The sequence below is a fragment of the Oscillospiraceae bacterium MB08-C2-2 genome (genome assembly GCA_035621215.1).
GTDB lineage: Bacteria > Bacillota > Clostridia > Oscillospirales > Ruminococcaceae > WRAV01.
Genome location: CP141729.1, coordinates 2,711,262 through 2,723,038, shown reverse-complemented (window position 1 = coordinate 2,723,038; position 11,777 = coordinate 2,711,262). Strand labels below are relative to the sequence as shown.

General features: G+C 54.1%; 10 protein-coding genes. 1 reads left to right on the top strand and 9 read right to left on the bottom strand.

Going from position 1 to position 11,777, the window contains the following annotated elements; all coding sequences use genetic code 11:
* Positions 1-15 precede the first annotated feature (15 nt).
* The 9 genes from U6B65_12235 to dusB form a co-directional block, all read right to left on the bottom strand.
* Positions 16-1,350: an MBOAT family O-acyltransferase gene (locus tag U6B65_12235; GenBank protein WRS27088.1), complete on the bottom strand. Its 1,335-nt coding sequence runs from the start codon at positions 1,348-1,350 to the stop codon at positions 16-18.
* A 58-nt stretch (positions 1,351-1,408) separates the two neighbouring features.
* Positions 1,409-2,002 carry a DUF4093 domain-containing protein gene (locus U6B65_12230; protein WRS27087.1) on the bottom strand — a complete coding sequence of 198 codons (594 nt, stop codon included), beginning with the start codon at positions 2,000-2,002 and terminating at the stop codon, positions 1,409-1,411.
* 33 nt (positions 2,003-2,035) lie between these two features.
* Entirely contained in the window at positions 2,036-3,082 is a 1,047-nt protein-coding gene (gene holA, locus U6B65_12225) for a DNA polymerase III subunit delta (protein WRS27086.1), read from the bottom strand.
* Complete coding sequence (locus tag U6B65_12220; protein WRS27085.1) at positions 3,079-5,163, bottom strand: ComEC/Rec2 family competence protein; 2,085 nt, start codon at positions 5,161-5,163, stop codon at positions 3,079-3,081. Before U6B65_12220 ends, holA begins: the two co-directional genes overlap by 4 nt.
* A gap of 78 nt (positions 5,164-5,241) precedes the next feature.
* On the bottom strand, positions 5,242-5,781 hold the full coding sequence (locus tag U6B65_12215; GenBank protein ID WRS27084.1) for a phosphoribosyltransferase family protein: 540 nt from the start codon (positions 5,779-5,781) through the stop codon (positions 5,242-5,244).
* Between the two features lie 51 nt (positions 5,782-5,832).
* The gene (locus U6B65_12210) at positions 5,833-6,171 is read right to left on the bottom strand and encodes a histidine triad nucleotide-binding protein (GenBank protein ID WRS27083.1); all 339 of its coding nucleotides are present in this window, start codon (positions 6,169-6,171) and stop codon (positions 5,833-5,835) included.
* Positions 6,172-6,198: 27 nt separating this feature from the next.
* Positions 6,199-8,844: an alanine--tRNA ligase gene (gene alaS, locus U6B65_12205; GenBank protein WRS27082.1), complete on the bottom strand. Its 2,646-nt coding sequence runs from the start codon at positions 8,842-8,844 to the stop codon at positions 6,199-6,201.
* Positions 8,845-9,264: 420 nt separating this feature from the next.
* Positions 9,265-10,314 carry a helical backbone metal receptor gene (locus U6B65_12200; GenBank protein ID WRS27081.1) on the bottom strand — a complete coding sequence of 350 codons (1,050 nt, stop codon included), beginning with the start codon at positions 10,312-10,314 and terminating at the stop codon, positions 9,265-9,267.
* A 140-nt stretch (positions 10,315-10,454) separates the two neighbouring features.
* Entirely contained in the window at positions 10,455-11,435 is a 981-nt protein-coding gene (dusB, locus tag U6B65_12195) for a tRNA dihydrouridine synthase DusB (protein WRS27080.1), read from the bottom strand.
* Between the two features lie 117 nt (positions 11,436-11,552).
* Between dusB and U6B65_12190 the strand changes: the two genes are divergently transcribed.
* Entirely contained in the window at positions 11,553-11,747 is a 195-nt protein-coding gene (locus U6B65_12190; GenBank protein WRS27079.1) for a hypothetical protein, read from the top strand.
* The last annotated feature ends 30 nt before the right edge of the window (positions 11,748-11,777 follow it).

Genomic DNA, 11,777 nt, shown 5'->3' with positions numbered 1-11,777 from the left:
TCCCTTCATTAAAAATCAGGCGGTCAGCAGCAAGGCCGCCACATAGCAAAGAATGCCAAAATCCACCACGGCCATAATCATCTGCGAAAGCCGGGGTGCTGTTTTGCGCAGCCAAGTCATGATCAGATCGGCCATATTGGTGGCAAAAAAGCAGGAAATCACCAGGATCAGCCAGTTGGAAGAAAGCAGATACAAAATTTTGGTGTTGTAAAGCCCCACTCCGCCAAAACCGAACATACGGCGAATAAAAATGCCTGTCTGGGTCAGGGAATCCCCGGCAAAAATGGTAAAGCTGGAAAGCACCACGCAAAAGGCATAGATGCGGGAAAACAGGGTGGGAATAAAATCGAACACCTTAGGGAAAAGAAATTTTTCCATCATAATAAAAGCCGCCAGATAGGCTCCCCAAAGCATATAGTTGATGCGAAGGCCAAACCATAGGCCGGTGAGAAGGCCCACCACCAGCAGGTTGAGGCAGGTGGCAATCACACCGTTTTGATCCGCATCCAGATTGAAGTAGACATATTTGCGCACAAAAGCGCTGACCGTGATGTTAAAACGGTCAAAAAAATCCTCCACGGTTCGAGCCTGATAAGGATAATAGAAGTTTTTAGGAAGCTCCAAACCGAAAACCCGGCCCAAGCCCACCGCCATATCGCTGAAACCGGAAAGAGAAAAATAGGTGGTAAAGGCCAGTGCAAGAACCATGCTCCAAGTCGAAAGAACGGTGATATCTGCCGTTTGAAAGCCACAGATACTCAAGTAAATTTTTTGCAGTGCCACAGCAATAACCGCATTTTTAGCCATACCATGAATATACTGCCCCAACCCCCACATTCTCTTTGCGCCCTTAAGGCGAATATCGCCCATCTGGAGAGAAAATTGCCGATATTCCACCAGCGGCCCGGCAAACATCTTGGGGAAAAAAAGGCAGGTAAGCGCAAAGCGTCCCAAATCGGTCTCGCAGGGAATTTCTTCCTTATACATATCAACCACAGCCGCCATGGCAGTGAGAGTATAGACAACCAAGCCAAAGGGCATGCCCGCCCCATAAAGCTGCTGCAAAGCGCCGGAAACGGCCAGCATAATGATATTCTTGATGACACTGAACCACATACAGAAACGCCGCCAGCGGCGGTCACTGCCTTTTTGCGCCATGAGGCGAACAGCACCAAAATCCAGCAGGATAGAGGTTATGGCCATGGGCAGGCTCCATGGCTCCGCCAGTAAAAAGAAAGCCAGCGAAAGAACCAGCAGTGTGCGCTGCCGCCACGAGGGAGGTGTTCCCCACACTGCCAAAACAGCCAAGGGCAGAAAAACCAATCCAAAGGATATGGATGTAAGCGTCAAGGGGTGACCTCCTTTTCGGTTCAATTTTAATTACATAAAGTATTATAAATCTTAATTATTACTTGAAGTCAAGGCTATCCACCAGATTGCGGTATTCCTCGTAGCCCATCATAGCCCCCAGCACGGTCAAAAGGGAGTTGGCGGAAAGCAGCTCCGGCAGCTCCAGCTTCTTTTGCAGCAGCCTGCGCCGTGCCCGGCTTTGAGGCCCACCGGTAAGCCCATCCTCAAAAAAATCCAGCTTGGTAATAGGCCGCCCTGTTTTGGGTGAACCAGGCAGGACACCTGCCTTGGCAAAAGCCTCCCGTAGAACAGCCGGGCTGATGCCCTCCACGCCCAGCTTTCCCTCGGCGGAGGGTGCGGCTTTGCGCTTCTCTTTGCCAAAAACATCGGGGATATACACATGGGTTAGGCAGCCCGGCTCCACTGCCCCGGCCAGATAGCCCCGAATCTGAAAGCCCGCTCGATCCGAATCGGTGAGGATAATCAGCCCCCGCTTTTTTGCCAAAGTGCGAAGCATCGCCAAAAATTCCTTATCCTTATAAATCTGGAAGCCGCCTGTCACCAAAATGGTGGCATCCAGCACCGATTCCAGCTTGATTTTATCGTATTTTCCTTCAACCACAACCACCTGTGAAAGGGAAAGCTTTTCCATTGGGGTCATTCCTTTTGCTTTAAAGTCCAAGGGCTACCAGTATTTTTTACGCAGTACAAACAGGGTGGTAACAGCCTCTTCCAGCAGGGCTCGGCCATCGGCACCCGCGCTTTTCAGGCGCAAATCCAGTGCCAGAAGAGTTTGCACCGAATGGCGCAGATACTCCACCGAAAGCTTTTGGCTCAAGCGCAGAGCGTTGTTGACACGGAACTCCCGCCCCTTGTAGCCGAAATCCCCGATCATCTGCACAGCGGGCAGGCCGCTTTGGCCGGCAATCTTTGCCCGGTAAAGATCGGCGTAGGTCATGGCCATCACCGCCAAAATCGCCACCGGAGATTCCCGCAGATAAAAGAGGTTGGCCAGTATTTCCATCGCACCCTTGTAGTTTTCCGCCAGAATCTCCTTGGTCAGGTCAAAAACCCGAGCCTCCATTTTGGGCACCGCCACCGCCGATAGATGCTCGGGCAAAACCTCTCCTCCGCCCGCATAGGCGCAAACCTTGGCGATTTCCCCTTGCAGCACCAGCATATCGCCGCCGCAAAGGTTGATCAGTTCCCGGCAAAGGGCAGTCGAAATGGTGCAGCCATATTGCTTGGCCTGCTTGACTAGGAATTTCGCCAGGTCACCCGGTGTCTGCTTACCCATTTCTGCGGTGGCCCCGGCTTTTTCCATATGGGCCAGTATTTTCTTTTCCCGGGCGGATTTTTTCGCTCCAAAAGCAGAGGCAGCCGCCGTAATCAGCAATACACAAGAGGGCGGCACATCGGATAGAATCTGCTCCAACAGAGCAAACTGCTCCGGCGAAAGCTTATCCGCCTCCAGCCCATCCACCCAAACCAGCTTGCTCCCGCCCATAAGGGGCAGCGCCTCCACGGTATCATACAAAAGATCCACATCCAGTTTCTCACCGGAAAGGCGGCTGTAGCGAAAGGCATCCTTTTCGCCGGGGATTGCCTTATCGGCAATGAGACCGGCATAGCCCCGCACCAAATATTCCTCACTGCCATAAAGGAGGTAGGCATTTTCCAGCTTGCCGGCGGCAATATCCTTTTTAAGCTGTGTATGATCCTTATAATTCATGGGCTACTCTCCAAAATCAGTCTTGTTTCGCCATAGAAAAACTCTTTCCGGGGCAAAAAGGCCTGTCCGTCGCGGTATTTCACCGCCACACCCTCCCGGAATAGTGTTCCGCTGTATGGGGGCGGATCTTTTTCCAGTATAGCATATTCCTTGGGGGATTGAAAATAAATCTCCTGCCCCGCTGCAATAAAAAGCCCCTCCTGCTCCGGTAAAGGGCGCAGCACCACACCGCCTAAAACCTCCATGGAAAGGCCCTGCGCTGTATAGGCATCCGCCCGGCAGGCTGTGGAAAGAGCCGCCAACACCACAGGGTCATGGGGGCCAATGACAAAATCCACCGGGAAATCCTCACACACCCGGGTCAGGCCGGAATTCATCAGGGCGGTGCTATCCCACGCCACCAGCGCATCCACTTGATCGATGCCTCGAAAGGTCAGATATTCCACCAGCCGGGTGCCGTCGTATTTTTGGGGCGCTCCCAGCAAAACCGCCTGTTTGCCCCGAATGAGCACGGCGGTATTGATGTTTTCAAGGGTTACCAGCTCCACCTTATTCTGCCGCATAGTGGTATGGAAAATACTGCCTATACACAGGGCGATCACACACAAAGCCCCGCTCACAAGCCAGGCTTTTCGCCCGCCCTTGCAGACCCGCACCAACAGAACAGCCACGCCCGCAGCGGCCACCCAAACCAGCAGATACCGCTGGTTCAGTGGCCAGACCGCTCCGGGGGCTTTGGCAAAAAGCCGGGCGATCTCATCGATCATGCTCACCGCAAAATCCGCCGCCCAGGCAACCGGCTTTGCCAGCGGCAGCGGCAGAAAAGCAGCCAGCAGCCCTGCTACAACCGAAATCCCCACAAAAGGGGTTACCAGCAGATTGGTTAGCGGGGATACCAGTGAAACATACCCGCTCATGGCAACCTGTAAAGGCATGGTGAACAAAGCGGCGGAAACCGAAATCATCACCGGAGCCACCATGGCTTTTAAGAAGCGGTTGCGCAGAACGTCTTTCCCTTTCAGGCGATTGTAGAGTCGATCCGACCATTTGGAGCCCACCAGTAGGATGCCCCAAGTGGAAACCGCCGAAAGCCACAGCCCCATGCTCAAGGCCCAATATGGCCGCAGGATGCAGAGAAAAATACAGGCACAGCCCAAGGAATTCAGGCCGTCGCTTCTTCGGGAAAGCACCGGCCCCAACAGCATGATCAGCCACATGGAGGCAGAGCGCAGCACAGCGGCGGAAAATCCCACCAAAGCGGCATAGCCCAGAATGACCCCCATGCAGAGCAGGCTCACCGCCCGCCGGGGCAGGCGAAGCTTTTCCAGCAGGCGCTGTGCCGCCGCAATCAGGATAGAAAGGTGCATCCCGGAAATGGAAAGAAGATGGGTGGTTCCGGTGCGGTTAAAGGCGGTGGAAAGATCAGCCGACACCATGCCGGTGGTGCCCAGAACCATGGTGGAAATGACCTGACCGCCTTCTACGGTCATCAGAGGCGAAAGCTTTTCCGCCAGATGCTCCCGAATCCGCAGGAACCACGCTGTCACAGGAAAAGGCGGCTGGGCCCGTTCCACCTGCGCCGCGCTTACAAAGTCCTGCACAAGAACGCCTCTGGCCTGATAGCGTGTGGCATTGGGGCGTTCCCGGGAAAGCTCCGGGATAAAACGAATCCGAATCCCTTGCCCCGGCTGGATACGCAGCTGATCGACACAGCCGATGCGCACCTGCGTGGCAGGTAGCTGTGGATACGCAGGGAAATGGGCTTTAATTTCATAATAGGAGGTGGAAGAATAGTAATCCACCCGGGTAACAACACCAATTGCCTCCACCTCCTGACCGGCCAGAGCCTCCACCGGCTCTATGGTACCCACCACATAGCCCGCATAAGCACCCAAAGCCACAGCCCCGGAAAAAAGGCAAAGGCAGACCACCCGAAGCTCCTGCCGCCGGGTCAGCCCCATGAGAACACCGGCTATGGCTAAAGCCCCCGAAAGCAGCAGAGCATCCTGCCAGTCAATGAAAAAAGCGGCCCACATTACAGGGAGAAACACAAGTCCCGCTGTATACAGTGGCCGCTTCATATCATTCACCTGTCCTGCCGGAAAGACCATTGGGTCAACCGGCTTTTTTTAGTCTATTTTACACCTCAAACAATTGTCTTAGTGAAAGAACAAAGGCAAAGGCTCCAGAAAGAGAATGTCTTTCCGCTCGGCAGCATCGCCTTCGGCCAATACAGCCGCCTTGCCCACAATGGTTCCCTCCGCCACACCCACAAGCTGTTCCAGCGCATGGAGGGATTCACCGGTGCTGATTACATCATCCACAATCAATATCCGCTTGCCCTTGAGAGCCGCTAAGTTGTCGCTATCCAGATACAGACGCTGAACCCCTTTGGTGGTAATGGAATTCACGTCGTAGCCAACCGGGTTGCGCATATAAGCCTTTTGGCTTTTTCTGGCCAGAATATAGTTTTTGCCGCACTGCCGGGCCATTTCATAAGCTAAGGGAATGCCCTTTGATTCCGCGGTGATGATCACATCGAATTCCGGGGCTATTTTGAGAAGCTCGGTGGCACAGGCCACAGTCAGCTCCACATCGGAAAACATGACAAAAGCGGCAATGGAAAGGGAATCGCTGATGGGAAGAATGTGCAGCTCCCGGGTCAGCCCAGCAACATTCAGGGTATAGGTGTCTTTCACAGTTAAAACCTCACAAACTTAAATTTCACAAATTAAACTTCAGCAAAGGCATCAGCCGGGAGGCCACGCCAGCAGCCGACCCGCCAAAACATGAAAGTGAAGATGCCCCACAGTCTGGCCGCCTTCTTCCCCACAGTTGGTTACCACACGGAAGCCCTTTTCTAACTTGAGCTCCCGGGCCAGCTTGGCGATCACTTCATAAACATGCCCAATCACAGCGGAATTTGCGCTGTCAATCTGAGCGGCACTTTGGATATGCGCCTTGGGGATCACCAGAAAATGCGTGGGAGCCTTTGGGTCGATATCGTGAAAGGCAACCACCTGATCATCCTCGTAAATCTTGTTGGAGGGTATTTCACCCTGTGCAATCTTACAAAATAAGCAATCCATTTTCTCCCGCCTTTCGTATTGGGGGTTCTACTTCTTCGCCAGCACTTCTTCCACAAGCCCGGGAGCAGCCGCTATGGCCTTATCCACTTGGCTCAGGTCGGCAATACCGCCCATGGCGCCATCGGGGCGCCCGCCGCCCGAGCCGCCTGCCACACCGGCAACGGCCTTAACCAGATTGCCGCAGTGAATACCGGCCTCGAGAGCCTCCGGCCCGGCAAAAACAAACAGAGTAGCCTTTGCCTCCTCACGGGAAACCAGCAGACCCACAGCGTTGCTGTGCTGGGATTTAATCTTATCGGCGGCGGAGCGCAGAGCCTCCACACCGGCATTGTTAAAGCTGACGCTGACAAAGGCCACAGGGCCGATATCGGTCATATCCGAAAGAGCGGATTGGCTCTGGGCGGCGGCCATCATGCTGCTCAGGCGCTGGATTTCCCGCTGGGAATCCTTGAGCTCCTGTGTCAGAGCGGCGGCACGGGCGGGAAGCTCGGCGGCTCCGCCTACTTTAAGGGCCTCGCAGGTGCTTTGGAGAATGGCATCCTTTTCATCCAGCATGGCCAGCACATTGGAGCCGGTTACTGCTTCGATACGGCGAACACCCGCCGCAACCGAGGTTTCATGCAAAATACGGAACAATCCAATCTGGGCGGTGTTGGCAACATGGGTGCCGCCGCACAGCTCAATGGAACGTCCGCCTACGTTGCAGACCCGGACTACATCGGAATATTTATCGCCGAACAAAGCCATGGCGCCCAGTTCCTTGGCCTGCTCAATGGGCATTTCAGTGGTGGAAACATCAATGGAATCCAAAATCATGCCGTTGACCAAGGCTTCAATTTCTTTGAGCTGTTCCGAGGTTACGGCGCTGAAATGGGTGAAGTCAAAGCGGCAGGCTTTGTTATCCACCATCTGGCCGGCCTGATGAACATGCTCGCCCAGCACTTGACGCAGGGCGGCTTGCAGCAGGTGGGCGCTGGTGTGGTTGCGCATAATGGCACGGCGGCGGTTTTCATCCACGGCAGCAACAGCCTTTTCGCCTGCTTTAAAGCTGCCGCTGACAACCCGGCCGATGTGCAGAATATGCCCGGTGGGGGATTTTTTGCAGTTTTCCACCGCAAAAACGCTGTCACCCAGAGCAATGGTGCCGGTATCGCCTATCTGGCCACCGCTTTCGGCATAGAAAGGGGTCTCCTGCAAGAGCAGGACGCCTTCCTGACCCTGCACAATTTCCTGAACCCGCTGGCCTTCTGCCACAATTTCCAGAATCTTGGAATCCACCTTCATTGAGCCATAGGTAAAGGAATCCTCGATATCCAGCTGTGCCAGTACATCTTCTTCCCAGCCCACGCCTCCGTTCTTTTCTCTGGCCTCTCTGGCCCGGCGGCGCTGCTGCTCCATCTGAGCAAGAAAACCATCTTCGTCGATTTCAATGCCGTGATCGGCGGCGATCTCCTTGGTCAGGTCAAGGGGGAAGCCAAAGGTATCATACAGGTTAAAAGCGGCAAGGCCATCAATAATCTTTTTGCCCAACCCGGAAAGCTCAACCCGGTCAATCAGCTGACCCAACAGCTCCATGCCTTGGGCAATGGTCTTGGAGAAGCGCTCCTCCTCCAAGCGGATGACCTCTTTGATATAACCGGCATTTTCCGTCAGCGCCGGGTAGGCGGTGCGGTTTTCTTCGATTACGGTATCGCAAACTTCAAACAGGAAGGGGCGGGTGATACCCAGCAGACGGCCATGGCGGGCAGCCCGGCGCAAAAGACGGCGCAAAACATAGCCCCGGCCCTCGTTAGAGGGGGTCACGCCATCGCCCACCATAAACACAGTGGAGCGGATATGGTCGGTGACCACACGGAGAGAAACGTCGGTTCTCTCGTTTTGTTTATAGGTTACACCTGCAATGCGGGCAATGTGCTTCATGATATTCTGGACTGTATCCACCTCAAAGAGGTTGTCCACGCCCTGCATGATGCAGGCCAAGCGCTCAAGGCCCATACCGGTATCGATGTTGGGGTGCTCCAACGGGGTATAGTTGCCCTCGCCGTCGGAATTGAACTGAGTGAACACCAGATTCCAGAATTCCACATAGCGGTCACAGTCGCAGCCCACAGCACAGTCAGGGGAACCGCAGCCGCTGGCCTCGCCCCGGTCAAAATAAATCTCCGAGCAGGGGCCGCAGGGGCCGGAGCCGATTTCCCAGAAGTTATCCTCCTTGCCCAAGCGAACAATGCGGTCAGGGCTGACACCACGCCGTTTTGTCCAGATTTCAAAAGCATCGTCGTCGTTTTCATAGATGGAAACCCACAGGCGGTCGGTGGGGATTTTCAGCTCTTTGGTGATAAACTCCCATGCCCAAGTAGTGGCTTCCTCCTTGAAATAATCGCCGAAGGAAAAGTTGCCCAGCATTTCAAAATAAGTGCCGTGACGGCTGGTTTTGCCCACCCGCTCAATATCCGGGGTGCGGATGCATTTCTGGCAGGTGGTCACCCGCTTGTTTGGGGGTGTCTCCAAGCCGAGGAAATACTTTTTCAGCGGTGCCATGCCGGAATTGATCAGCAAAAGGCTGCTGTCTCCCTGGGGCACCAAGGGTGCGCTGGGCAGCCGGGTATGCCCCTTGCTCTCAAAAAAAGCGAGAAAACTTTCCCGCAGCTCATTCAGTCCCATCCATTCCATAAACTTAACCCACATTCCTTTCACGGCTCTCTCGGGAAAGCCGTTATACTTTTATGCTGTTTCAGCTTAAAGTCGTTATTCTTCTATATGGTTGCAGGGAGAAAAACCGGGCTTTGCAGCGCGCAGGGCCTTAATTTTTCCCAAATATATAGTCATTTGCACATAAAACAGGCGTTTGTTTTATGTATGCGAGCCAAGCTCGCAGGGCAAAAATGCCCCAAATGACTATAAAAAACGAATTCATGCACTGCGGACACACCGCATGCCAGCCCTTTGAAGCTGTCGTGTTGAACAGTCAAGACTATTCAACACGAATTCCATTGTAAATTATATCCCGCAAACCGCTTTGTGTCAACTTTTTTGCCGGAAACTCCCCCTCATTTCTCAGGGAATTCCCGGCTCTAACACTTGCGCTTATTTTCAATTGATCGAAGAGGGCAATGGCAGCTGATCGCTATCCTCGCCGCTTGCATCCGGCTCGGAAGCCTCTTCTGCCGGCTCCCCGCTTTCACGTGCAAAGGTAAAACCCGCCAAATCCGCCTCAGGATAGGCATATTTTGCCATCTCCACCATTAAATCCAGCGAGCGCAGGCTCTGCCGCTCCAGAATCGCGCCATCCACCGGCATCCAAACATCCCCGATTACCGCCTTCATCCCCTTGTAATAGGCATTCTGCTCAAACATTTTCATGGTGATGGAGTTATCGGAAAAGATCACGGTGGGGGCCAGTTCCTTCCAGCTTTCCTCCGGTACAGTCCAGCCAGTAAAAGCCTCGGCCGCATTATCCAGCCCGATCAGATCTAAAAGCTGCTGCTCCAGCGTATCTCCGGTGGCTACGTTAAAATCCAGCACCCGGACATACAGCACCGATTTGCGGGATTCCTCGCCGATGGCATCAATCATGGTGCGGGCCAGCTGCTGGGTTTTATCCTCCAGCTGGCTGACAAATAAATCTCCTATTTGAGCGCCGGTGGTATTACCCTCCAGCAAGCGGGCCATATCCAGATAGGTTTGGCTCAGCGCCGCCAAATCGGTGACAGGCGGCAGCACCACAACCTCGATATCCGACTGCTGAAGCTCAGTCCACGCCCCCTCCGGCAAAGCCGCAGAGCTGAGCACCAAATCCGGCGAAAGCTCTTTGATCGCCTCTATATCGGGCAGCTGGGCCGTGCCGCATCGGGGCAGGCTCTCTGCCTCAGGGGGATAGTCGCAGAAGTCGGAAACCCCTGTCAGGCGGCTCCCAAAACCCAAATCATAGAGCTTTTCGGTTAAAGCGGGCGAAAGGGAAACCACATCCCCCGGCCGGGAGCGCAGGCTGAACGCCCCCACCTCCACCGGGTATTCCATATCTTCCTCTTCCTGCGAGGATTCTTCATCCGGGTCAGGCTGATCGGAACCCTTGCAGCCAACCCCAGTCAGAAACAAAACAGCCGCCAGCCCGACAGCCAGCAAACGCTTCCATTTTCCCATAGTTATACCCCATTTTTCACAGTGCTAGTCCTTATCCATTTTAAACCAGCGGGGGTGTTTTGTCAACGAAAGGGGAGAATGCTGTGAATGTGTCGAAAATCCGAACAATTCCGTATTTGTTTATGGATATTTGAAGCCCTCTACAGGGCTTCTTCCCCCTGATTTTCCCGCAGAATAAGTGCGGCAAACTCCCCAAGCTCTTCATACCGGCTCAGGGTTCCGGCCTGCCGCCGGTAAGCCGCCGCATTTTTAAGACCTCGCACATAACAGCCCACATGGCGGCGGGCTTCTTTCATAGCCACGTATTCCCCTTTATAGGCGCAGGCAAGGCTGATATGCTTTAGCATAACCTCCATGCGCACCGAAAGAGGCGGCGCAGGAATCTCCTCCCCAGTTTCCATCCGGTGGCGTATCTGCTCAAACACCCACGGTGCTCCCAAGGCTCCCCGGCCTACCATTACAAGATCACACCCGGTGGCCTCATACATTTCCACCGCCGACTGGGCGCTATCCACATCGCCGTTGCCGATCACCGGGATGCTCACCGCCGCCTTAACCCGGGTGATAATCGAAAGATCCACCGGGGGTGTATACATCTGCTCCCGGGTGCGGCCATGAATGGTCACGGCCGCCGCACCGGCCTGCTGGGCGATGATCGCCATTTCCACTGCGTTGACCTGCTGATCGTTCCAGCCTTTGCGCAGCTTAACCGTAACCGGTATCTCCACAGCGTTGCAGACAGCGGCTATGATCTCCCCCGCCAGCTCCGGGGTTTTCATCAAAGCGCTCCCAGCCCCACCACCTGCAATTTTAGGAGCGGGGCAGCCCATGTTGATATCCAGCACATCCGGGCGGTACTCCATAGCCAAGCGAGCGGAATCAGCCATAATGGCTGGGTCATCCCCAAAAAGCTGCACCGCCGCCGGGCGCTCTGCCTCCGAAAGCGCCAGAAGCTGGGCTGTTTTGCGATTGTGAAACTGCATTCCCTTAGAGCTGGCCATTTCGCCCACCACATAGCAGGCTCCCCATTCCCGGCAGATCTCCCGGAAGGCTCTATCCCCCACACCGGCCATGGGAGCAAGGGCGGCCGTTTTTGGCAGCTGGATTTTCCCTAGTTTCAACGCTGCTCTCCTTTGCTTTTCTGTATTCTCAATCATCCGATTTTAGCAAATTTCTTAAAATTTAGCAATGTTTTGTGTTATACTAAGCTTATCCAATTTTAAATAAGGAGTACTGCAATGGGAGTCTGGTATTTACTGGCCCTTTTCACGGGAGTGGTTCTGTATATCAAATTCACCTTTTTTAGTAAAAGGCTGGATTGGAAAACGATGCTTTCGATACAGCTGCCCTTAATTGGCCTTGCTTTGGTTGCTTTTGCATTGTTTATGTTTTCTCCCGCCAGCATCCGGCTCATTGATATTCTCTTTTCTTAAACAGACATACCAAAACCACACGGCCGCCAT